General features: G+C 46.6%; 18 protein-coding genes. 9 read left to right on the forward strand and 9 right to left on the reverse strand.

The window, feature by feature from the left end; all coding sequences use genetic code 11:
• Positions 1 to 128 precede the first annotated feature (128 nt).
• Positions 129 to 839 carry a two-component system response regulator TorR gene (gene torR, locus DBX26_RS05080; protein WP_020332877.1) on the forward strand — a complete coding sequence of 237 codons (711 nt, stop codon included), beginning with the start codon at positions 129 to 131 and terminating at the stop codon, positions 837 to 839.
• A gap of 97 nt (positions 840 to 936) precedes the next feature.
• Here torR and elyC read toward each other — a convergent pair whose 3' ends face one another.
• Positions 937 to 1,722, reverse strand: a complete 786-nt coding sequence (gene elyC, locus DBX26_RS05085; RefSeq protein WP_014231337.1) for an envelope biogenesis factor ElyC — start codon at positions 1,720 to 1,722, stop codon at positions 937 to 939.
• Positions 1,723 to 1,836: 114 nt separating this feature from the next.
• Between elyC and cmoM the strand changes: the two genes are divergently transcribed.
• The 4 genes from cmoM to mukB are packed head-to-tail and all read left to right on the forward strand — an operon-like array spanning position 1,837 to position 9,140.
• Positions 1,837 to 2,628: a tRNA uridine 5-oxyacetic acid(34) methyltransferase CmoM gene (gene cmoM, locus DBX26_RS05090; protein ID WP_014231338.1), complete on the forward strand. Its 792-nt coding sequence runs from the start codon at positions 1,837 to 1,839 to the stop codon at positions 2,626 to 2,628.
• 2 nt (positions 2,629 to 2,630) lie between these two features.
• On the forward strand, positions 2,631 to 3,968 hold the full coding sequence (gene mukF / locus DBX26_RS05095) for a chromosome partition protein MukF (protein WP_065296603.1): 1,338 nt from the start codon (positions 2,631 to 2,633) through the stop codon (positions 3,966 to 3,968).
• Positions 3,949 to 4,674 (forward strand): chromosome partition protein MukE, encoded by a 726-nt coding sequence (mukE, locus tag DBX26_RS05100; RefSeq protein ID WP_014231340.1) that lies wholly within the window; start codon positions 3,949 to 3,951, stop codon positions 4,672 to 4,674. Before mukF ends, mukE begins: the two co-directional genes overlap by 20 nt.
• A gap of 2 nt (positions 4,675 to 4,676) precedes the next feature.
• Positions 4,677 to 9,140: a chromosome partition protein MukB gene (gene mukB / locus DBX26_RS05105; RefSeq protein WP_118119751.1), complete on the forward strand. Its 4,464-nt coding sequence runs from the start codon at positions 4,677 to 4,679 to the stop codon at positions 9,138 to 9,140.
• 71 nt (positions 9,141 to 9,211) lie between these two features.
• On the opposite strand, the gene DBX26_RS05110 is transcribed toward mukB, so the two are convergent.
• Positions 9,212 to 10,255 carry an AraC family transcriptional regulator gene (locus DBX26_RS05110; RefSeq protein WP_118118084.1) on the reverse strand — a complete coding sequence of 348 codons (1,044 nt, stop codon included), beginning with the start codon at positions 10,253 to 10,255 and terminating at the stop codon, positions 9,212 to 9,214.
• Positions 10,256 to 10,420: 165 nt separating this feature from the next.
• Here DBX26_RS05110 and DBX26_RS05115 point away from each other — a divergent pair, with 165 nt between their 5' ends.
• Both DBX26_RS05115 and DBX26_RS05120 read left to right on the forward strand, forming a co-directional pair.
• Complete coding sequence (locus DBX26_RS05115) at positions 10,421 to 11,911, forward strand: coniferyl aldehyde dehydrogenase (RefSeq protein ID WP_118118086.1); 1,491 nt, start codon at positions 10,421 to 10,423, stop codon at positions 11,909 to 11,911.
• Between the two features lie 266 nt (positions 11,912 to 12,177).
• Positions 12,178 to 13,818, forward strand: a complete 1,641-nt coding sequence (locus DBX26_RS05120) for a GMC family oxidoreductase (protein WP_118118088.1) — start codon at positions 12,178 to 12,180, stop codon at positions 13,816 to 13,818.
• 104 nt (positions 13,819 to 13,922) lie between these two features.
• On the opposite strand, the gene DBX26_RS25415 is transcribed toward DBX26_RS05120, so the two are convergent.
• From DBX26_RS25415 to DBX26_RS05155, 7 genes are all read right to left on the reverse strand, one after another.
• The gene (locus tag DBX26_RS25415; RefSeq protein ID WP_014231345.1) at positions 13,923 to 14,075 is read right to left on the reverse strand and encodes a hypothetical protein; all 153 of its coding nucleotides are present in this window, start codon (positions 14,073 to 14,075) and stop codon (positions 13,923 to 13,925) included.
• A gap of 238 nt (positions 14,076 to 14,313) precedes the next feature.
• On the reverse strand, positions 14,314 to 15,282 hold the full coding sequence (locus DBX26_RS05125) for an alpha-L-glutamate ligase-like protein (protein WP_118118091.1): 969 nt from the start codon (positions 15,280 to 15,282) through the stop codon (positions 14,314 to 14,316).
• Positions 15,283 to 15,285: 3 nt separating this feature from the next.
• Positions 15,286 to 16,791 (reverse strand): inactive transglutaminase family protein, encoded by a 1,506-nt coding sequence (locus DBX26_RS05130; RefSeq protein WP_020332889.1) that lies wholly within the window; start codon positions 16,789 to 16,791, stop codon positions 15,286 to 15,288.
• 17 nt (positions 16,792 to 16,808) lie between these two features.
• A complete protein-coding gene (locus tag DBX26_RS05135; RefSeq protein WP_020332890.1) occupies positions 16,809 to 17,549 on the reverse strand; it encodes an ATP-dependent zinc protease in 741 nt (246 codons plus the stop codon).
• Positions 17,550 to 17,769: 220 nt separating this feature from the next.
• Positions 17,770 to 18,741: a tRNA 5-methoxyuridine(34)/uridine 5-oxyacetic acid(34) synthase CmoB gene (cmoB, locus tag DBX26_RS05145; RefSeq protein WP_014231349.1), complete on the reverse strand. Its 972-nt coding sequence runs from the start codon at positions 18,739 to 18,741 to the stop codon at positions 17,770 to 17,772.
• Positions 18,742 to 18,814: 73 nt separating this feature from the next.
• Complete coding sequence (gene cmoA / locus DBX26_RS05150; RefSeq protein ID WP_118118093.1) at positions 18,815 to 19,552, reverse strand: carboxy-S-adenosyl-L-methionine synthase CmoA; 738 nt, start codon at positions 19,550 to 19,552, stop codon at positions 18,815 to 18,817.
• Positions 19,553 to 19,688: 136 nt separating this feature from the next.
• The gene (locus tag DBX26_RS05155; RefSeq protein WP_162889667.1) at positions 19,689 to 20,555 is read right to left on the reverse strand and encodes a DUF72 domain-containing protein; all 867 of its coding nucleotides are present in this window, start codon (positions 20,553 to 20,555) and stop codon (positions 19,689 to 19,691) included.
• Positions 20,556 to 20,827: 272 nt separating this feature from the next.
• Here DBX26_RS05155 and aspS point away from each other — a divergent pair, with 272 nt between their 5' ends.
• Both aspS and ruvC read left to right on the forward strand, forming a co-directional pair.
• Positions 20,828 to 22,606: an aspartate--tRNA ligase gene (aspS, locus tag DBX26_RS05160; RefSeq protein WP_014231352.1), complete on the forward strand. Its 1,779-nt coding sequence runs from the start codon at positions 20,828 to 20,830 to the stop codon at positions 22,604 to 22,606.
• A 99-nt stretch (positions 22,607 to 22,705) separates the two neighbouring features.
• Positions 22,706 to 23,227, forward strand: coding sequence for a crossover junction endodeoxyribonuclease RuvC (gene ruvC / locus DBX26_RS05165; protein ID WP_014231353.1), 522 nt, complete (start codon positions 22,706 to 22,708; stop codon positions 23,225 to 23,227).
• Positions 23,228 to 23,270 lie beyond the last annotated feature (43 nt).

Consider the following 23,270-nt stretch of genomic DNA (forward strand, 5'->3'; position numbering starts at 1 on the left):
GGTTCGCTAAGCTTGTCTTGAATCAACAAAATCACTAAATCTTGCTTTTTAGTCAGCCAATGACTAGAAATGTTAATAGTTATGAATAGAATACATCTCGAATAATAAAATGACAGAAAGTGGTGTAAATGAGCTATCACGTATTAGTCGTAGAAGATGATGTTGTAACGCGTAGTAAGCTAGCGGGTTATTTCCAAAATGAAGGTTATACAGTTAGTGAAGCAGAGAGCGGCACGCAAATGCGTGAAGTGCTGCAAGCTGGTGATGTTGATCTTGTCATGCTGGATATTAACTTGCCGGGTGAAGACGGCCTGATGCTTACGCGTGAATTACGTAGCCAATCGGATATTGGTATCATATTAGTTACAGGACGCACGGATAGCATCGACAAAATTGTTGGCCTGGAAATGGGGGCAGACGATTATGTCACCAAACCTTTTGAACTGCGCGAGTTATTAGTTCGTGTCAAAAACCTGCTGTGGCGTATTTCGATCGCTCGCGATGGATCAAGTAAGGCAAACGAAACCAACGAGCAACATATTGTTCGTTTTGGCGAGTGGACGTTTGATATCCAGCGTCGAGCGCTGAGTCGTAATGGTGAGCCAGTAAAACTAACCAAAGCCGAATACGAGCTTTTGGTGGCGTTATCGTCTTACCCGAATCAAGTACTAAGCCGCGAACGCATTTTGAATATGATCAGCCATCGTGTTGATGCACCGAATGACCGTACGATAGATGTCTTGATTCGTCGTATGCGTGCGAAGATGGAATTTGATCCTAAAAACCCGCAAATTTTTGTTACGGTTCATGGTGAGGGCTACATGTTTGCTGGTGATTAATCACCACCACGAGACGAGATAAGAACGAAAAAGGAGAGCGCTTGCTCTCCTTTTTTGTCTGTGCAAATTGCATTGAGTAATGGCGTTAACTCATTAACTACTGTGGCTCGACCATAGGTGTTTCGCCGACGACATCACGTAAGCGTTGCCAAATGCTGCCAAGGTACTCATGCCAGAAAAGCTCCGTTTGTTCTAAGTAACGTGCTTTTGGCGAGTATTTATTCCAAGCTTGATTGACATTCTCAATCGCCAAGTAGTTTGTCGGCGCCGGGATTGGTTTTATGCCTGCTGCATTAAATTCATACAACGCCCGGCTCATATGGCTCGCCGAGGTAACTAAAACCATTTCCTTTTGCTGGACAAACGCCGCAGCCTGACGTGCCTCTTCCCACGTGTCTTTGGCGTCTTCCAATAAAATAATATCGGATTTCGCTACACCGAGCGCCAGAGCCACGTTTGCCATCATACGCGCATGGCTGATTTCAGAACCGCCGTCATAGCCGGACAGAATCAATTTGGCGCCAGGATACATGCGCAAAATTCGGATTCCCTCGGTCAAACGCATTAGCGCGGCACGACTTAACTGAGAAGTGGGTGGAATTTCGTCATCGATAACATGACCATTGCCGAGTACCATCACGTAGTCGATGGTCCCTGAAACGGGTAGAAACGCTTTGTGTTCACGTTCCAATGGCATAAGAAGCTTGCTTGAAACAGGCTGGAAGGCAACAAGGAAAATGCCGACAAATGAGAATAAAACAACGAAGCAGCCGGTTTTACGCTTAGTGGTAAAACTAATGAGAGCCAGGCCCAATAATCCTATCAGCAGCAATGCTGGTAGGGGCATGAGCAAAGCTGACACTACTTTTTTCAGCTCAAACATACATAAATAGTCCGAAAAAACATCAATTGAAAATAAAAATGAGGGTATTCCTCTTTATTCCTGCTTTCCTTGTGCCAGAATAGCGACACAATCCGATATGATAACTCAGCAGAAGTGACAGAAGACCGCAATTTCGACGATATCGCCCACAAATTTGCAAAAAATATTTACGGCTCCGATAAAGGGGAGATCCGCCAAATCATTGTGTGGGAAGATTTTCTACAGATTCTAAGTGAATTAGAGGCAGACCAGCAACCCCTAGAAGTTTTAGATGCAGGTGGTGGTTTAGCACAAATGTCTCAAAAGCTTGCTAAGCTCGGACATCGTGTCGCTTTATGTGATCTATCTTCGGAAATGCTGCAACTAGCCAAACAGGATATTGAAAATAATGGTTTGCTTGAGCAGTATCGCCTGATTCATTCACCTGTCCAGTCCATTGGCGAGCACATGGACAGCCAGGTGGATCTTGTCATGTTTCATGCAGTGATGGAGTGGCTGGTCGATCCTAAGACGGCGCTTGAAACGGTACTGGAACAAGTCAAACCGGGGGGCATTGCATCGATAATGTTCTATAACCACCATGGTTTAGTCTACAAAAATGTGGTTTGTGGCAACATTCCTCATATTTTGGACGGCATGCCCCACCGAAAAAGATTTAAACTACAGCCGCAAAAAGGTCTGAAACCAGAAGAAGTTTACCAATGGATAGAAGACTCCGGGTTCAGTATTTGTGGTAAATCTGGTATTCGCTCATTCAGTGATTACATAGGAAATATGCAATACATGGGTGATTACGAGTTTGAAGATGTGTTGGCGCTAGAAAAACAACTTTGTCGACAAGAGCCATACCTCTCATTAGGTCGCTACATTCACGTGTGGGCCAAAAAGAAAGAAAAACAGGAATAACAATGAGTGAGATGACTCTCGATGCTGCAGAACAACCTATTGATGAATTGGTTGGCTGGGTTAAGCAGCAAGATTTCTCGTTGAACCTGACCACAGAGCGCTTGGCATTTTTGATTGCCATCGCAGTACTAAGTAATGAAAGGTTTGACGATGAATTGGGTGAAGGTGAACTGCACGATGCGTTCACTATCGTTACTCGATTATTTGATGAAACGGGGGAAGCCTCTGCTTTCAGAGCGAACAATGCCATCAATGAGATGGTTAAGCAGCGTTTGATCAGTCGCTTCGTCAGTGAGGTGACGGATGGGGCGAGTATTTACCGTTTGTCGCCGCTGGCGATAGGCATCACGGACTATTACGTCCGTCATCGTGAGTTTTCAAAACTTCGCCTTTCTATTCAGCTGTCTATGGTTGCGGATGAAATGGCGAAAGCAATTGAAGCAGCCCAAAAAGGTGGCACACCGGGTCACTGGAAGAAAAACGTGTATGGCGTACTTAAATATTCCGTAGGCGAGATCTTCGATCAAATCGATCTTAACCAGCGTGTTATGGACGAGCAGCAACAATCTGTAAAACAGCAGATTGCTGACTTGCTGAATAAGGATTGGCGCGAAGCGATTAATAACTGTGAAGCGTTATTGTCAGAAACGTCGAGCACGCTGCGTGAACTTCAAGATACCTTGCAGGCAGCAAGTGATGAGCTGCAAACTCAGATCCTCGATATTCAGGAGCTTGTTTATGGCGATCCTGAGCTTGAGTTTATTGAAGAAGCCCTGTTTGGTCTGCAAATGAAGCTGGACCGAATCACCAGTTGGGGCCAGCAAGCGATCGATCTCTGGATTGGCTACGACCGACACGTACATAAATTTATCCGTACCGCCATCGATATGGATAAGAACCGTGCGTTCAGTTCTCGATTGCGTCAATCGATAAAAGATTACTTTGATATGCCTTGGTATCTGACTTATGCAGATGCTGAGCGATTATCCGACCTTCGTGACGAAGCTCTGGTACTGCGTGATGACGAGGTAACAGGCCAAGTTCCGATGGAAGTGGAATACGAAGAATTTCAACAAGTCAATGATGAGTTATCAGAGCGTATTGGTGACATGCTAAAAGCCCATAAAGATCAGGGCACACCAATCGACTTGAGCGTGGTACTGCGAGATTACCTTGCACAACACCCATTTACTCATCACTTTGATTTAGCCCGAATTATTGTTGATCAGGCCGTTCGTCTGGGCTATTCAGAATCGGATTATCAAGCCATTCAGCCAGACTGGAAATCAATCAACGAATTTGGGGCAAAGGTACAAGCGAATGTCATCGACCGATACTAATGAATATATGTCAGATAAACTGGCAAAAGCAATTTCTAACCCTCTGTTCCCAGCATTAGACAGCATGCTACGAGCAGGGCGTCATATCTCAAGCGAAGATTTGGACAACCACGCATTGTTGTCGGATTTTGAACTTGAGTTGTCTTCTTTCTACCAGCGTTACAACACTGAGTTGGTGAAAGCACCGGAAGGTTTCTTCTACCTTCGTCCACGTTCTACGTCTTTGATTGGCCGTAGCGTCCTGTCTGAACTGGATATGCTGGTGGGTAAGGTGTTGTGTTTCCTTTACCTGAGCCCCGAGCGTCTGGCTCATGAAGGCATCTTTACCAATCAGGAACTCTATGACGAGATGCTGGCGCTGGCGGATGAAAACAAGCTGATGAAGCTGGTGACCAACCGCGCGACGGGTTCAGACCTCGATAAAGAGAAGCTGTTTGAAAAAGTACGCACTTCACTGCGTCGTCTGCGTCGTCTAGGTATGATCATCAATATCGGTGAAACCGGTAAATTCAGTATCAGTGAAGCAGTATTCCGTTTTGGTGCCGACGTTCGTGTTGGTGACGATATGCGTGAAGCTCAACTGCGTCTGATCCGTGACGGTGAAGCCGTGGTTCATACCAAAGAACCAAGCCAAGGCAGTCTGTTGTCTGAAGACGATCAAGAAGAACAAGCCCAAGAAGAAATGACAGAAGAGGGTGAAGCATGAGCATGATTGAACGCGGTAAATATCAATCGCTGACCATGGTCAACTGGAACGGTTTCTTTGCCCGTACTTTTGATATCGATGGTCTGGTTACGACGCTTTCTGGTGGTAACGGTGCAGGTAAATCAACCACGATGGCGGCGTTTATCACTGCTTTGATTCCTGACCAAACGCTACTTCATTTCCGTAACACCACGGAAGCGGGCAGTAGCCAATCGTCTCGCGATAAAGGTTTGTACGGCAAGCTGCAACCAGGTGCGTGTTATGCGGCGCTGGATGTGGTTAACTCACGTAACCAACGTTTACTATTTGCAGTAAAACTGCAGCAAGTCGCGGGCCGTGATAAGAAAGTAGACATCAAACCGTTTGTTATTCAAGGCCTTCCTAGCCACGTGAAACCGACGGATGTTCTTGTTGAGAGCGTTTCTGCGACACAAGCTCGTGTACGTCAGATTAACGAAGTTAAAGACGTAATCTCAGAGTTTGAAGGCGTTCAATTTAAAGCCTTCTCATCTATCGTCGATTACCATGCGCAAATGTTTGAGTTCGGTGTGATTCCGAAGAAGCTGCGCAACTCAGGTGACCGCTCAAAATTCTACCGTCTGATTGAAGCATCACTTTACGGTGGTATTTCGAGTGCGATTACTCGCTCGCTGCGTGACTACCTTCTGCCACAAAACGGTGGCGTGAAGAAAGCATTCCAGGATATGGAATCCGCGCTGCGCGAAAACCGCATGACGTTAGAAGCGATCAAAACCACGCAGGCTGACCGTGACTTATTCAAACATTTGATCACCGAGTCTACCAACTACGTGGCTGCAGACTACATGCGTCACGCCAACGATCGCCGCAACAAGCTAGAACAAACGTTGTCTCTGCGTTCTGAGCTATTTGGCTCTCGCGAGACCTTGATTGAGCAAAATAATTTGCTTAACCGCGTGCAAGAAGAGCTTGAGCTGCTGATTGACTCAGAATCTGCGTTAGAGCAGGACTACCAAGCCGCGTCGGATCACTTGCAACTGGTGCAAAATGCACTGCGTCAGCAAGAGAAGATCGAACGTTACCAGGAAGATCTGGAAGAGCTCAGCGAACGTCTTGAAGAACAGATGATGGTCGTTGAAGAAGCTCAAGAACGCGTGATGAACGCTGAAGAGCAAGCGACCGTTTCTGAAGAAGAAGTCGATAGCCTTAAAACGCAACTTGCTGATTACCAGCAAGCGCTGGACGTTCAGCAAACACGTGCTCTTCAATACCAGCAAGCGGTTCAGGCACTGGATAAAGCGAAGCAGCTACTGGGTGATGACAGCCTAACGGCTGAGTCAGCGCAAGCGTTAGTGGCTGAACTTAAGAACAAAGAAACAGAAAGCACCAATGCGTTACTGTCTGTTAAGCACAAGCTGGATATGTCATCGGCAGCTGCGGAGCAGTTCGAAACGGCGCTGAAGCTAGTACAAAGCATCGTTGGTCAAGTTGAGCGTAAAGATGCGTCTGAACAGGCGAAAAAAGTCATCGCTAAAGCGCGTGACTCACAGCAAATCGCTCAGAATGAGCAACAGTGGCGAGCACAACATCGCGATCTTGAGCGTAGCTTAAATCAGCAGCGTCAGGCAAACGAGTTGGTGTCCGATTACAAGAAGCAATTCCATGTTGAACTGACTGACGAAATCACCTTCGAGCAGGAGCGTGAGCGTCACGCAATGCAAATTGAATCGCTGGAATTGACGCAAGAAGACGTGCGTGAACAACGCAGTGAACAGCGTCGACTAGAACAGGATTCTGCAGCTGAAATCAAAAAGCTTGAAGCCATTGCACCAACGTGGATTGCAGCCAATGATGCGTTGGAAAAGCTACGTGAGCAAAGCGGTGTCGAGCTAGAAGATCGTCATGCAGTAATGAGCCATATGCAGGTGGTTCTTGAGCAAGAGAAAGAACAGTCTCTGGCAAAAGACAAACTGGCTGAACGTCGTTCTCAACTAGAAAATGAAATCGAACGTCTTGCATCACCGGGTGGTTCTAATGATCCCCGCCTTAAAGGTCTGGCTGACACGCTGGGTGGTGTATTACTTTCGGAAATCTATGACGACATTACCATCGATGACGCGCCTTACTTCAGTGCGATGTATGGCCCAGCGCGCCACGCCATTGTCGTTTCAGATTTGTCCGGCATCGAAGAGAAATTGGTTGAGCTGGACGACTGTCCGGAAGATTTGTACATCATTGAAGGCGACATTGATGCCTTTGATGACAGCTCATTCGACGCAGAAGAGCTAGAAGGCGCTGTATGCGTTCGTATGAACGATCGTCAAATGCGTTACTCTCGCTTCCCTGAAATCCCACTGTTCGGCCGTGCGGCACGCGAGCAACGTTTAGAGCTGCTGCGTAACGAACGTGAAGAAGTGGTTGAGAAGCATGCCAAGGCGGCATTCGACTCGCAGAAAATGCAGCGTTTGTACCAAGCGTTCAACCAGTTTGTGGCTCATCACATTCAGGTCGCGTTTGAAGCTGATCCTGAACAAGCATTGGCAAATGTACGTGAAAAGCGTAACCAAATCGCACGTGTACTGGCTGATTTGGAAGCAAAAGAACAACAGCAACGTTCTCAGCTTCAAACCAGCAAGCAAGCTCTGTCTTCACTGGACAAACTTGCACCAAACATGGCATTGATTGAAGACGACACACTTCAAGCCCGTTTTGATGAGCTGGAAGAGAAAATCTCGCAACTGTCAGAAGCAAAATCGTTCCTCAACCAACACGCGAAAGCCGTGACTGAGCTTGAGAAAGTTGTTTCAGCTCTGGATGCAGACCCAGAGCAGTTTGATGCGCTTGAAGCCGAATACAAGGCGGCTGACGAGCAGCTTCAGGAATTGAAGAAACAAATTTTCGCGTTGTCCGATTTAGTTGAACGTCGTCACTACTTTGCATACTCAGATTCGGTTGATCTGCTGAACAAGAGCAGCGAGTTGAGCGAGCAGCTAAAAGCGAAGCTGGTTCAGGCTGAGCAAATGCGTACTCGTTCTCGTGAAGCGCTGAAACAAGCGCAAGGTCAGATGAACCAGTACAACCAAGTATTGGCTTCGCTGAAAAGCTCACACCAAGCGAAACTGGAAACCGTTCAGGAATTCAAGCAGGAGCTGCAAGAATTCGGTGTTAATGCGGATGAAGGCGCAGAAGAGCGTGCAATGCGTCGTCGTGACGAGCTGCACGAGCGTTTACACTCATCACGCAGCCGTAAGAGTGAGTACGAGCGCACCATCACTTCGACTGAGCTAGAGATGAAAGGTCTGGCGAAGCGTCTGAAGAAAGTTCAGAAAGAGTACACTGAGCTTCGCACTTTTGTCGTAGCCGCAAAAGCGGGCTGGTGCTCGGTACTTCGTCTTGCTCGTGAAAACGATGTTGAGCGTCGTCTGCACAAACGCGAACTGGCGTACATGTCTGCTGACGAACTGCGTTCAATGTCGGATAAATCGCTGGGTGCGCTGCGTCTGGCTGTCGCGAACAATGACGACCTGCGTGATTCACTGCGTCTTTCGGAAGATAACTCACGTCCTGAGCGTAAAGTTCTGTTCTACATTGCTGTTTACCAGCATCTGCGTGAGCGTATTCGTCAGGACATCATCCGTACCGATGATCCGGTAGAAGCAATCGAAGAAATGGAAGTGGAACTGGCGCGTCTGACGGAGGAGCTGACTCAACGTGAAAACCGTCTGGCGATCAGTTCTGAGTCTGCAGCAAGCATCATTAAGAAGACGATTCAGCGTGAGCAAAACCGTATTCGTATGCTGAACCAAGGCTTGTCGAACATCTCGTTTGGTCAGGTGAAAGGGGTTCGTTTGAACGTGAAGATCCGCGAAAGCCACGAAGTGCTATTGCATGGTCTTTCTTCTCAGCAGGAGCAACATAAAGACCTGTTTGAGTCTTCACGCTTTACTTTCTCAGAAGCGATGGCGAAGCTGTTCCAACGTGTAAACCCACATATCGACATGGGGCAACGTTCTCCACAGGTTCTTGGTGAAGAGTTACTTGATTACCGTAACTACCTGGAACTAAGCGTGGAAGTGAACCGTGGTTCAGAAGGTTGGCTACAGGCTGAGTCTGGCGCGCTATCTACTGGTGAGGCGATTGGTACGGGTCAGTCGATCCTGCTGATGGTGGTGCAAAGTTGGGAAGAAGAATCCCGTCGTCTGCGTAGTAAAGACATCATTCCTTGTCGTCTGTTGTTCCTTGATGAGGCGGCGCGTCTGGATGCGAGATCTATCTCGACACTATTCGAACTGTGTGACCGTCTGGATATGCAGCTTCTGATTGCTGCGCCAGAAAACATCAGCCCAGAGAAAGGCACAACTTACAAACTGGTGCGTAAGGTGTTTAAAGATCACGAGCATGTACACGTTGTGGGTCTGCGCGGCTTCGGTAAGACAGATAAGCCGAAGAGCGAAGCTCAGGAAATGGCAGAAGAGTTTGAATCTTAATCTTCTGTTTTGAAGTTAAATGCCCGCTAACGATAGCGGGCATTTTTTATGGTTAAGTCGCAGCGCTTTAATTAAACCTGCGTGTTTTCTATAGAAGCGGTTTGCCGATATTGCCTTGGCGAACAGCCACTCCATTTGCGAAAGGCATGGCGGAAGTTTGCACTGTCCGAAAAACCGACACGTTCGGAGATATCTTCAATACTGATTTGGGTAGATGCCAGGTAATGTCGTGCGAGATGAAAGCGGACTTGATCGAGAATTTGCTGATAGCTGGTATTTTCCTGCTTAAGGTGACGACTTAATGTTCTTGACGACATGCCCAGCTCGGCTGACAGCGTTTCCACAGAAGGGTAGTTGCCCGGACGCTCAATAAATATCTGGGTTATTTTGTCTTTTAAGCCGTTACTGCCACTGACTTTTGCCAGCATCTCATCGCAAGATTTGAGGCACATTTGTAATGTGATGGGGTTCGCGGCAGGCAGTGGTTGGTAAATGCTCTGCGCATCAAATTGCCATTCCAATCGCTCGCTATCGAACTCGATGTCACAATGAAAAACTTGCTTATATAACGCGCTGTACTCAGGCTCAGGATAAGGAAAGCGAATGACTTTGGACGGGAATGGGTGCTGCATGACTTCTTCGCATAGGTTCTGGATGGTGGAAAACCAGTATTCGCAGCAAAATGGCAACATGGATTGAAGGTCAATTAATTGCTCGGCACGGAAATAACCTAAGTTGTCTTCAACCCACATCTTCTTTTTCAGAACGGGCCCCGCGAGACGCAGATACTTAAACCCCATCACTAACGCATCAAATAGTGTGTTACTGCTCAACACGGCATAGCCGAGTACCCCAAAATCACTGAACTTGGCTTGTTGACCCATACTAAGCCCTAAACTTGGTTCTTTTGAGTGGCTAAGGGCGTTACTGAAGATAATCAGCTTTTGTGTCAGGGTGATATGAGTGTCTGGTGCGTAAAGCTGAGAAGCACTGATACCGCTGCCGTCAAGTAACGCTTCGACACTGACACTGGGCTCTAAGTAACGCCTGAGTAGTTGTAAATCTAAAATGCCGAAAGCTTGTGTATCTGGCTCATAAACCGCGGTGTATTCCATCGTTTCTCCCTCTACGTTCGATATAATCCTAACTGGTCTGACCGAGGCTTTCTGTCAGGTTGTTCTCAAAGTTGTCCGAATATCACCGGTTTTTGTCATTTTGTAACCTGTGATTAATGTTATCAAAATGTTGTAATGCAATAAATCGCATGGTGGGAGAGAAATATGAATATGCTGGCAAAGCAAGATGAGACGGTTGATAACAACCAAAACATGGACGTGCCTGAAAACCTCAATTCTAGCGAATTGGCTACCTGGTTCGCTGAACTCAAAACTGCCTATCAAGCGGAGCCGTTATCAACGTTAGCCGTCAGAAAACATCGGCTAGGAGCTTTGAAAAAACAACTTTCTCGCTATCAGAATGTGTTAGCGGAAGCAATGAATGAAGACTTTGGCGGTCGCAGTCACACAGAATCAATCATGGCTGATGTTCTTGCTCCGATTCTTGATATCAACCATGTGCTCCGTCACCTGAAAAGCTGGATGAAACCAAGCAGACGACCAACAGAATGGTTGTTTAAAGGCAATAAGCTTGAAATCCGTTATCAGCCGAAAGGCGTGGTAGGTATTATCTGTCCGTGGAATTTCCCTATTTACTTGTCGATTGGACCAATGATTACCGCATTAGCCGCTGGTAACCGCTGCATGATCAAAATGCCACCAAATTGCCCTGCGACGACAAAACAGTTACGCCGCATGTTAGCGGAGATTTACCCGGATAACTTGGTGCGCGTTGTCGACGGCACGCACCCTGAAGCAATGGAAATATCCCACCTTCCGTTTGACCATTTGGTCTTCACCGGATCGCCAAAAAGTGGCAGAACCATTATGGCAAACGCTGCTGCCAATTTAACTCCGGTAACGCTTGAACTAGGTGGTAAATCGCCTGCGATAGTATTTGAAGATTACGATGTTAAAAAAGCGGCGGCACGCCTTGCACACGGTAAGGGGATGAACTCGGGACAAATTTGCATCGCCCCAGATTACGCTTTTGTACCGAAGGGCAAACAGCAAGAGTTTGTCGAAGCACTAAAAGCTGCTCACCAATCCATGTATGGCGAGATTAAAGCGAATCAGGACTATACCGCGCTCGTGGATGATGCACAGCATAAGCGATTCCATGACTTACTGAATGATGCAAAAGAAAAGGGCGCTGAGATCACGCAATGTCTGGACGGTGGAGAAGGACGTAAAACGCCGCTCTATATCGCGACCAACCTGACACCAGATATGCGTATTTGTCAGGAAGAGATCTTTGGCCCGTTGCTTCCTGTTCATACTTATCAATCCATTGATGACGTAATTCAATATATTACTGACAAACCACGTCCCCTCGCTTGCTACCTGTTTACTAACGATGAGACGCAGCGTGAAACTGTGCTGACACAGACTCATAGTGGTGGCGTCACCTTGAATGACTGGGGCTGGCATGTTCTCAATCACTCGGTGCCGTTTGGCGGGGTAGGTAATTCAGGGATAGGGAATTACCACGGTGAAGAAGGGTTCAGAGAGTTGAGCCATGCACGTTCTGTATTGCAAATGCGAGACTGGTTTCCAGTTCAGCTCTTTTCACCCCCATACGGAAGTTGGGTACAAAAGCTGATACTGCGTGTTTTTGTCGGCAAGCCGGACCCGCGATTAAAGAATAAAAAATAACTGACACCGCGCCTCTTGGTATTGAGGGAGACAGTTAGTGGATTCATCAGGATATGAAGCCTTGCCCTTCTGACTACCGCCTTGGCGCGGCACTGCCGCGCCGTACTTAGTACGTTTGTAACGACCTAATCAATTCAAGGATGAAATATGACGAAATCAGCGAAAGGATTACGCATTTGCGTGTTGCGTCTTTCTTCAAGTGGCATGACTTACCTGCATCAATGGCAAGAGAGTAACGTTCATTCACTTTCTTTGGGAGGCCGGTAATGGAAAGCTACGATTACATTATTGTCGGTGGTGGCTCTGCAGGTTGCGTTTTAGCTTCGCGTTTATCTGAAGACCCAGAGGTGACAGTTTGTCTTTTAGAAGCTGGTGGCAAAGACAACAGTGCGTTTATTCAAACCCCTGTCGGCACGGTGGCTATGCTGCCGACCAAGTTACATAACTGGGGCTTTGAAACGGTGCCACAAACCGGATTAAATGGTCGTAAAGGTTATCAACCGAGAGGAAAAGCGTTAGGTGGTTCGAGCTCGATTAATGCCATGATGTACTCGAGAGGGAACCGGTATGATTACGACTTGTGGGCAAGTCTAGGTAATACTGGCTGGAGCTACGACGAATGTTTGCCGTATTTCAAAAAAGCGGAAAACAACGAGGTTCACCACAATGAATATCATGGTCAGGGCGGGCCTTTGAATGTCGCTGACTTGCGCTCTCCGAGTAAACTTGTTGAACGATATTTGTCGGCCTGTGAGTCCATCGGAGTGCCCCGCAGTGCAGATATTAATGGCGCACAACAGTTTGGCGCGACTTACACGCAAGTGACTCAACGAGATGGTGAGCGATGCAGTGCAGCAAAAGCGTATCTGACACCACACTTAAGCCGGACCAATCTAACGGTACTGACCAAAGCCACCACGCATAAGGTTCTTTTTGAAGGAAAGCGTGCGATTGGCGTCGAATACGGTTTGAAAGGGAAGCGTTTCCAAATTAAATGCAATCGTGAAGTGATTTTATCGGCAGGCGCATTTGGTTCTCCACAGATCTTACTTTTATCGGGTATTGGAGCCAAAGCTGATCTCGATAAGCACAATATTGAGCAAGTTCATGAGTTACCGGGTGTTGGCGAAAACTTACAAGACCATATTGATTTAGTACACAGCTACAAATGCCTTGATAAGAGAGAGTCTTTCGGCGTCTCGCTACGAATGGTTTCTGAAATGGGTAAAGCGTTGCCTCAGTGGATGAACCAGCGTAGTGGCAAAATGAGCAGTAACTTTGCTGAAGGAATCGGCTTTCTTTACTCTGATGACAATATTGATGTGCCTGATTTGGAGTTCGTCTTTGTGGTGGGAGTGGTTGATGATCATGCACGTAAGGTCCACCTTAGCCACGGTTATAGCTCTCACGTGACGCTACTAAGGCCAAAAAGTAAGGGAACCGTCAAACTTAAAAGTGCTGACCCTTATGACGCGCCGCTGATTGATCCTGCCTTTTTAAACCACCCGGATGATATCGGCATCATGATCAAAGCGTGGAAGAAGCAACACCAGATGATGGAAAGTCAGGCATTTGATGACGTTCGAGGTGATAATTTTTATCCAGTTGATGCTGATGATGACCATGCCATTGAGCAGGATATCCGTAACCGGGCTGATACCCAATATCACCCGGTGGGTACGTGTAAAATGGGAACGGCGGATGATCCACTGGCGGTGGTGGATAAGGATTTAGTCGTCCATGGGGTAGAGGGGCTAAGAGTGGTTGACGCATCGATAATGCCAACGCTTATCGGTGGAAATACCAATGCACCTACCATCATGATTGCGGAAAAAATCTCCGATCAAATTAAGTCACAATATGCAGGATATTCTGAGTCTGAAACGATGATACCTAAGGTAGGGTAGGCCGCTAGGAAAATAACTGGTGTCAAAACCAAAATAAAAAAGCCGAGACAGTAGGACGGCAGTCTCGGCTTTTTGAGCATTTAGCTTTATACAAAGGCTAGATGCTACTCCTCTGAAACGTCTTTTTTAACTTCGAGCATTTCAGCAAGCTCTTCAAGTGCCTGGATAGAAATCTCTGACAAGCGTTGTAGATGCTGGTCTAGAGTCTCATGGTCAACAAGCGATGGTTCTTTATTCGTTGTATCTTTTGTTAACACGTCTCAACCTCATAAGTTGAGTTAGGGGAGCTATTATAATACTCAAGATGTTGAGTATTAAAAAAACGTTCTATGTTTAATTTGTTAGATAGATCATTGATTGAGGCTAGCGTTTTCGCGCTTTAAATTGAAAACGAGCTATATCGCTCAAATATGAAAGGTGACCTAGCAATCAGAGGAATTTATGCTAATTGCACTCACTGAACCACATGTTAGAGGTTCAGTGAGCGAAGTGATATCAGAATTGCGGTTTAACGCTGAACTGCGCTGCTGCGTAGGCGACGCGCTCTTTCGGTTTAGGGTATTCAGCCGGAGTACCAAGGCTTTCGATATGTTTTAAACGAGGCAGTAAACCCATGCCATTCGCGATTTGAATAGCCAGGCCCGGACGCGCATTGAGCTCTAAAACCATCGGCCCTTCTTCTTTGTCCAACACCATATCTGTGCCCATATAGCCTAGACCTGTCATTTCCCAAGCGCTAGAAGCCAGTTCAAGCAAGCGCTCCCAATGTGGAACTTCCAGCGTTGAAAGGTCTTTTCCTGTATCAGGGTGGTGAGTGACAGGTTGGTCAAATTGTACAGCTCTGATCGCTTTACCCGTGGCGATATCAATACCCACACCCACAGCGCCTTGGTGAAGGTTCGCTTTACCATCAGAAGCGGCTGTCGAACAACGCATCATCGCCATTACAGGGTAGCCTTTAAATACAATGATTCGAACATCTGGCACACCTTCATAACTGAAACCATCAAAGCAGTCATCAAACTTGATCAGGTTCTCAACGACGGCAACATCGTTTTTACCACCAAGAGAAAATAGCCCGGCAAGCGCGTTACTGATGTGGCGCTCTACTTCTTCTTTGCCAATGGTTGCACCTGAAGGCTTGGTGTATACGCCATCTTTGTGTGAGGTGATAACTAAAATACCTTTACCACCACTACCTTGAGCAGGCTTAATTACAAAGCCTGGCCACTCTTTAACCATGTTGTGGATGGTTTTTACTTCAGCTTGGTTATGGATGACGCCGATGAGGGCAGGGACGGTCGCCCCTGCTGCCTGAGCGATGATTTTAGTTTTCAGCTTGTCATCCACTAAAGGATATTTGGAACGATCATTGTAGCGACCAATATAGCTATGGTTGCGCTTGTTCATCCCCATAATACCTTTATGGCGAAGTTTTGCTGGCGTGGTATAACGTTCAAACATCGTTTAATCCTCCGCTAGCGGTTTGAAACGACGAAGTTCTGTCAAGCGGTAACCAGTGTACGTACCAAGTAGTAGAATCCCTGCCAGTACGATTAACTGCAGACCAATAAAATTAAACGTCAGGTGCTGGATGTACGAATTGGTCATCGCCAGATAAACCAATACTGCGGTCAGTAGTGAGCCACCACCTTGCATCGCTACTTCTTTCGCCCCTTCTTCTTCCCACAGAATCGACATACGTTCGATGGTCCATGACAAGATGATCATCGGGAAGAAGGTAATCGTCAGACCTTCTGTCAGACCGATCTTAAATGCGACGACAGTGAATACCGAGATGATCATGATTACCGTGATGATAACCGCCGATATTCGAGCGACCAGAAGTAAATTAAGTCGCGATAGATAGCTTCGGATAATCAAGCCCGTACCGACAATCAGCAAGAAGCCGACAATACCAGTAATTAATTGCGTTTGGACGAAAGCGACCGCAATCAGAACCGGCATGAAGGTACCTGATGTTTTAAGGCCAATGATTACGCGCAGGAATACCACAATAAGCGCGCCAATTGGGATCAGCATGATGGTCTTAAACATAGCTTGTTCTTCAAGAGGTAAACTATGAATAGAGATGTTCATCAGGCCATCGGCTTCAATCTTGTTGTTGGTGGCCTGTTGAGGCGTCATATCCTGCTTGATCATTGAGAAATGAACTTGGCTATTATTGCCGCCAACTAAATCGAGCAGCGATACGTTGGATTCATCCCAAACCAACAGGTTAGGTTGCACGGCCTTTTGCTCTGAGTTTGGAGAGAACAGAACCCAGTCTTTACCAGACCACACCTGAACCATTGGTTGAATGGTTTGGCGTCGGCGTCCATCTTCCAGCTCAATAACACCCACTATTTTGCTTTGGACACCCGCTGAGAGAAGGATATTGTGTAACGCATCGGTACGGTCAAAATCGTTCAGTAGCAGCGCAGAGTTTTGACTGTCTGGATCGTTCAATGTTTTGATCAGTTCACGTGCAAATGTCACGTTATCCGCTGAACGGCTCATTGCTCGCTCAATCAGAGCGTTTGCAGCAGCTTGTTGCGGAGCTGAAAGCGTTGGAGGAGTAATCTCATCTGCTGGTGGGAGAGGCGTAACCTGAGCTTGTGGGTCCACCAGAAATTGTGCTTTGTAGTAGATGGTCTGAGGACCGCGAGCCTGACGGATTGACCATTCTGCGCGACGTCCGGAGTCTGAGTTGATGTAAGAGACCCCATAACCAGAAGAAGAAGCGGATTCGCCGATAAGTGTGTAACCACTTTGAGTATGAGGGGCGGCAAGGGAAGCTTTTACTTCGTTGCCGTTAGCGTTGAATTCTATACGAGCTTCTACATCCCATACCTGACGCGTTTCACCTGGAGTCCATGGCACGCCATAATTTTGGTGTCTGAAAACACTCAAAGCGATGCCCGCAACCACCAATAAAATGACGGATACGTAAAACGGTATTTTTGACGTCATAATCTACCTTATTATTCTTAGTTTTCTTCTGTTTGAATATATGTGCGGCTAACATCGACCAACGCGATGTCGCGAATAAATTCTCTACCTAGTAAAATAGGATGGTTCATATGGGAACGATCTGCCAACGTAAATTGCGCTTTTTCATGGATTTTCCCAACTTTGACCCACAGTTCTACAACGGCTCTGCGATCAAGATCATCTGCCGTGGATTGACGTATCTTCACGTAGCGTAGGACAGGAGCTTCAATCCAAATATTCTTTTCTTCTTCAGACTTTGTATTGTCGGCCAAATGAAAGCGAACCCAGTTTTTTCCGTTTCTTTCAAACTCTTTAATATCGATAGCGTTTAAAGACGAAGTGGCTGCGCCAGTATCGACACGAGCATCGAACGTCTGCTTGATAGAATCTATGGTCACTTTCTCAATTGAACCGAGAATAATGTTATGTGTTGGCGTCTGTTCTACGGGGGTAGGAGCCTGAACGATGATAGGATCTTTTGGCTTTTTGACTTCGGCCATGGCTTCGTCACGGAATGTACGAAGCTCGCCTTTTAGTGTCGTCACTTCGCCTTCAAGGTTGTCGATATGGTTCGATTGGTTACTGAGCTGCTGCTCCAGAGTAGCAATACGATTATTGACATTTGTTTCTGAGGATTGGATAGCGGCTAACGTTTCTTGGTGGTACTGTTCGCCTTTGGTAAGTGTGCATCCAGATAGCAAGACGATGGCAACAACCGGAGTCAATCGTAATAACATTGAAAACCTTGGGATGGATTAAGTTGTTTGATTTTTAAGAGTTTAGCTTATATCAACAAAGCCTCACAAGTAAGAATGTTTCTCTATCTCTTATAGAGTGAGGAATAGTGACGAAAAGCTTAGAATCAAGGGTGCGAACCACACCCTTGAAGAGATAAGATGAGAGGGTAATGTCTTAATAGAAGCAGTGAGTTAGGGAAATGTCAGAAATCTAAGTTAATTATGATTTACGAGCCACAAGTACTGCACGGCGTGGCGCTGGGTAGCCTTCCACTGTTTTACTCGGATCGTTTGGATCTAAGTAGTCTGGTAGTGAATTGTGAGTCATCCAGTCTGTTGTGCGTTGCTCACCTACCGTAGTCACATTCTCATCGACGATACGGACATCTTCAAAGCCAACCAGCTCTAACCACACTTTGAGTGCTTTTGCTGAAGGGAAGAAATACACGTTGCGCATCTGAGCGTAGCGAGATGTCGGTACAAGAACGGCGTTTTCGTCACCCTCAATCACCAGGGTTTCTAATACAAGCTCACCACCCGAAACCAGCTGGTCTTTGAGCTGAATTAGATGGTCAAGCGGAGAACGGCGGTGATACAGAACACCCATACTAAATACCGTGTCGAACGCTTCTAGTTTTGGTAGTTGCTCAATACCCAATGGCAACAGGTGCGCTCGCTGATCGCCGCCCATCAGTTTGCGGATCGCTTCAAATTGGATCAGGAACAGGTGAGACGGATCAATGCCGACACAAAGACGAGCACCTTCACCAAGCATGCGCCACATGTGGTAGCCATTACCACAGCCAACATCGAGCACACTGCGGTTCTTTAGCGGTGAGATATGTGGAAGAACACGATCCCATTTCCAGTCACTGCGCCACTCGGTATCAATGTGAATACCATGTACTGTGTACGGCCCTTTGCGCCATGGATGGAAGGTACGCAGCAAATTTTCTAGTTTTTTCAGTTCACCTTCATGAAAAGGTGTGTCATTGCTGATGGTGACTGAGTTTTTAATGTCAACCTGATTCGGTGAGCCCTCAGGAATTTTGTTCAGTGCTTTCAACCAGCGACCAAAGTCACCGTGCTCTGCATTTTGCCAGTCCGTTAGCTGTTGTGGTAACACGTTTAGCCACGGTTGAAGACGCGTGTCTTGGGCAATTAATTGATAGAAATTTGCAAAGTTAAACATAATTAGTTAATCGCTGAGTTGATGGTGTAAAAGTAAATTGAGTTTTAGTTCGAATGTTTACTTATCCGAATGGTTACTTAATTGCAAACATAGAGCCGAAGTTAAAGCACTGGAACCAGACGTCGTAGCTAGAGAATCCAATTTTTGCGAAACGTTCTTTATGGTCTTTCTTAGAATCCGGACGCATTACATTTTCGATTGCGCTGCGTTTTTGGCTGATTTCCAGCTCGCTGTAGCCATTTGCACGTTTGAAGTCGTGGTGAAGATCAATCAATAGTTCATTAGACACTTCATCTTCAAAAACGAATTTTTCAGACAAAATCAGAATGCCGCCAGGACGCAGACCTGCGTAGATTTTCTCTAATAACGTGTAGCGATCTTCTGGAGAAAGAAACTGAAGTGTGAAGTTCAGGACGACCACTGAAGCGTTTTCAATTTCGATATTACGAATATCTTGTTCAACGACTTCTACCGGTGTGTCGCTGCGGTAAGCGTTTACGTGCAGCTTACAACGTTCGACCATGGCTGGTGAATTATCGACAGCGATGATGTTACAACCTTCTTGTTTAATATGGCGGCGCATTGAAAGTGTCGCTGCACCTAAAGAACACCCAAGGTCATAAATGTTGGAGTGCGGCTTAACAAAGCGTTCAGCCAGCATGCCAATCGCAGAAATGATGTTACTGTAACCCGGTACCGAGCGCTGAATCATGTCTGGAAAGACTTCCGCTACGCGTTCATCAAACGTGAAATCCCCAATTTTATCGATTGGAGCCGAAAAAATAGTATCTGGATTGCTCTTAGGGTTCATAACCAAATCTCTGCATACAAGCTGACGGGACTATTAGTTTTCAAAAACGTCTAGTCTTCAAAAAACGTCAGACATCAAAAAAGGCGCGTATTTTATGAGAAATTCGCGCCTCTGTCATGCATTGCTTTAGATTGCATCAGAACATCTGTAACTGGGAGTTGCCATCATTGGCAGGGAAGGGCTCCAAATCAGGGAGCGTAATGTGCTTTTGTAGATTCTTATAAATGTTTGCAGCCAGTTCTGGTGCGATGATGTTGTCGGCGGTATGGATCATCACATAAGGCTGTTTACCTTCATTGATCCACTGTGGAAGTTTGCTCAGCCAAGGCTTAAAAAAGTCATAATTCTGCTGTTCTTCCGGGTGACCGATAAAGCGGATCATCGGGTGGGAAGCAGTGGCAATCGCGTGTACTGGCACTTTGGGCTTTTTCATCTGCGCATCGATGATTGCTTCACTATTTGGTTTAGCTGCAAACACAGGTCGGCTGTCCATAATGATTCGGTCGATACCATTTTCTATCAGCCATTGATTGAGCGCTCGCTCATCATCACCTTTGGAGAAAAACGCCATATGACGCACTTCTACACCAAGAGGGAAATTCGGTGGAAAGCTGGCGCAAAACTTTTTTAAACGGTCGAGGTATTCAGGACCAAAAGCGGCTGGTAACTGGATTGTCCACTGACCGACTCGCTCATGGAGTGGTTCCATCACTTTCATGAAGTCTCGCAGCTGCTCATCACATCCTCTAAGCATTTGCTGGTGAGTAATGGCTTTTGGTAGCTTAAAGGTAAACTTGAAATCGTCGTGTGTTGCTGATTTCCAGTTTTGAACAGTACTAAGTGACGGTGTCGCATAAAAGGTGGTATTGCCTTCTACAGTATGGAATACCTGTGCGTACTTCTCTAAACGCTCTGCTGGCTTTGTGCCACTACCATAAAAGCTTTGTTGCCACAGGTTATGTGACCACATGGTTAGTCCAAGTCGAAGGGGTAAGTTATCCATTATTCTTCTTTACATTTAATCCTGCGATCACTTTACGAGAGTTTTGCTGAAATAGGTAATTTCACGTTATAATCAGCAGCAATTTTTTCGCTCTGGTGCGGTTTTGAACAGTTGTAGTACTAAAAAGCACCAATGAATGATAAAACACACTTAATTGTACGCTGAGTAGTCGATTTTCATAGACTTTCAGCGTATAACTGAATCTTTACTCTGCTTGGCAATGAAGCCGACAGAGCGTAGTCAACAACTTTTGAGAGATTGGGAATTTCATTATGCGTACCCATTACTGTGGTCACCTGAACAAGTCCCTTGCAGGACAAACTGTAGAACTTTGCGGCTGGGTTAACCGTCGCCGTGATTTAGGCGGTCTTATTTTTATCGATATGCGAGATCGTGAAGGCATCGTTCAGGTAGTTGTAGATCCAGATATGGCGGATGCGTATGAAGTGGCTAACACACTTCGTAATGAATTCTGTATCAAACTAACGGGTGAAGTTCGTGTTCGTCCAGAAAGCCAAGTAAACAAAGACATGGCAACCGGTGAAGTTGAGATCCTTGCGAAAGGTCTTGAAATAATCAACCGTTCTGACGTTCTACCTCTAGACTTCAACCAAAAGAACTCTGAAGAGCAGCGTCTAAAGTACCGTTACCTGGACCTACGTCGTCCAGAAATGAGTGACCGCATCAAGCTACGTGCTAAAGCTTCTAGCTTTGTTCGTCGTTTCCTAGACGACAACGGCTTCCTGGATATCGAAACACCAGTACTAACTAAAGCGACGCCAGAAGGTGCTCGTGACTACCTGGTACCAAGCCGTGTTCATAAAGGCAGCTTCTACGCGCTTCCTCAGTCTCCACAGCTATTTAAACAGCTGCTAATGATGTCTGGTTTTGACCGTTACTACCAAATCGTTAAGTGTTTCCGTGACGAAGACTTGCGTGCTGACCGTCAGCCAGAATTCACTCAGATCGATATCGAAACGTCATTCATGACGGCTGATCAAGTACGTGAAGTGACTGAAAACATGGTTCGCGATATGTGGCAAGAGCTACTAAACGTAGACCTGGGTCAGTTCCCAGTAATGCCGTTTGCGGAAGCAATTCGTCGTTTCGGCTCTGACAAGCCAGACCTACGTAACCCACTAGAGCTAGTAGACGTTGCTGATCTTGTAAAAGACGTAGACTTCAAAGTGTTCTCTGGTCCGGCAAACGACGAGAAAGGTCGTGTTGCGGTAATCCGTGTACCAGGTGGCGCATCTCTGACTCGTAAGCAAATTGACGGTTACGCTGAGTTTGTTGGTATCTACGGCGCGAAAGGTCTGGCGTGGATGAAGGTTAACGACCGCGCTGCAGGGGTGGAAGGTATCCAGTCTCCAGTTGCTAAGTTCCTAAACGAAGACGTGATCAACGGTATTCTAGACCGCACTCAAGCAGAATCTGGCGATATCATCCTATTTGGTGCTGACAAAGCAGGCATCGTTGCAGAAGCACTAGGTGCACTACGTCTGAAACTAGGTAAAGATCTAGAACTAACGGACGAGTCTGCATGGGCACCTCTATGGGTTGTTGACTTCCCAATGTTCGAAGAAGATGACGAAGGCAACCTACACGCAATGCATCACCCGTTCACGGCACCTCTTGGTGTTAATGCGGAAGAGCTAAAAGCGAACCCAGCGGCAGCGAACTCAAACGCATACGACATGGTTCTAAACGGCTACGAAGTGGGCGGCGGTTCTGTACGTATCCACAACGCAGAAATGCAGGCTGCAGTGTTCGATATCCTAGGTATCGATGCAGACGAGCAACGACTAAAATTCGGCTTCCTTCTAGACGCACTGAAGTTCGGTACGCCTCCACACGCAGGTCTTGCATTCGGTCTGGACCGTCTGGTTATGCTGCTATGTGGTACTGAGAACATCCGTGATGTTATCGCGTTCCCTAAAACAACAGCAGCAGCGTGTCTACTGACAGACGCACCAAGCATTGCAAACCCTGCAGCGCTAGAAGAGCTGGCAGTTGCGGTAACAGTAGCAAAAGAAAAAGACGCAGAATAAGCGCACAACAATTGAAGAAAAACTCCCGCAATTGCGGGAGTTTTTGTTTTAATGAAATATATTCTAATAAATCTAATGAGTTGTTGATTAGGAAACTTAATGTCAATTATTTTGGGCATTGACCCAGGCTCACGTATTACCGGTTACGGTGTCATCCGCCAGCAAGGCCGCCATTTGCAATATCTTGGCAGCGGCTGTATCCGCATGTCTGAAAAAGAGCTCCCGGGTCGACTCAAACAAATTTATGCCGGTGTTACGGAAATCATTACTCAGTTTCAGCCAGATGTCTTCGCTATCGAACAAGTTTTTATGGCGAAAAACGCCGATTCTGCGCTAAAACTGGGACAGGCTCGAGGCAGTGCAATCGTCGCGGCTGTAAATGCGGATTTACCTGTTTATGAATACGCCGCACGCCTGATTAAACAGGCCGTTGTGGGGACCGGCGGTGCAGATAAAACTCAGGTCCAGCACATGGTCCAACATATGTTGAAGCTGCCAGCAAAACCGCAAGCCGATGCGGCCGATGCCTTGGGAGTGGCAATCTGTCATGCCAATACCAACAAAACGCTAGTGGCTTTGGCAGGAAAGGCGACCAGCGCACGAAAAGGGCGCTACCGGTAAAATTAACTGGATGTCTATCCAGTTCTTTATTATCCTGTCGCAA

It is taken from the genome of Vibrio sp. dhg (assembly GCF_003443775.1).
Taxonomy (GTDB): Bacteria; Pseudomonadota; Gammaproteobacteria; order Enterobacterales; family Vibrionaceae; genus Vibrio; species Vibrio natriegens.

Coding starts and splice junctions, on each gene's coding strand:
- DBX26_RS05115 (WP_118118086.1), top strand. CDS start 10,421: ATGAATATGCTGGCAAAGCAAGATGAGACGGTTGATAACAACCAAAAC.
- aspS (WP_014231352.1), top strand. CDS start 20,828: ATGCGTACCCATTACTGTGGTCACCTGAACAAGTCCCTTGCAGGACAA.
- cmoA (WP_118118093.1), bottom strand. CDS start 19,552: ATGAACCCTAAGAGCAATCCAGATACTATTTTTTCGGCTCCAATCGAT.
- torR (WP_020332877.1), top strand. CDS start 129: ATGAGCTATCACGTATTAGTCGTAGAAGATGATGTTGTAACGCGTAGT.
- mukF (WP_065296603.1), top strand. CDS start 2,631: ATGAGTGAGATGACTCTCGATGCTGCAGAACAACCTATTGATGAATTG.
- ruvC (WP_014231353.1), top strand. CDS start 22,706: ATGTCAATTATTTTGGGCATTGACCCAGGCTCACGTATTACCGGTTAC.
- elyC (WP_014231337.1), bottom strand. CDS start 1,722: ATGTTTGAGCTGAAAAAAGTAGTGTCAGCTTTGCTCATGCCCCTACCA.
- mukB (WP_118119751.1), top strand. CDS start 4,677: ATGATTGAACGCGGTAAATATCAATCGCTGACCATGGTCAACTGGAAC.
- DBX26_RS05125 (WP_118118091.1), bottom strand. CDS start 15,282: ATGTTTGAACGTTATACCACGCCAGCAAAACTTCGCCATAAAGGTATT.
- DBX26_RS05110 (WP_118118084.1), bottom strand. CDS start 10,255: ATGGAATACACCGCGGTTTATGAGCCAGATACACAAGCTTTCGGCATT.
- mukE (WP_014231340.1), top strand. CDS start 3,949: ATGTCATCGACCGATACTAATGAATATATGTCAGATAAACTGGCAAAA.
- DBX26_RS05155 (WP_162889667.1), bottom strand. CDS start 20,555: ATGGATAACTTACCCCTTCGACTTGGACTAACCATGTGGTCACATAAC.
- DBX26_RS05120 (WP_118118088.1), top strand. CDS start 12,178: ATGGAAAGCTACGATTACATTATTGTCGGTGGTGGCTCTGCAGGTTGC.
- DBX26_RS05130 (WP_020332889.1), bottom strand. CDS start 16,791: ATGACGTCAAAAATACCGTTTTACGTATCCGTCATTTTATTGGTGGTT.
- DBX26_RS05135 (WP_020332890.1), bottom strand. CDS start 17,549: ATGTTATTACGATTGACTCCGGTTGTTGCCATCGTCTTGCTATCTGGA.
- cmoB (WP_014231349.1), bottom strand. CDS start 18,741: ATGTTTAACTTTGCAAATTTCTATCAATTAATTGCCCAAGACACGCGT.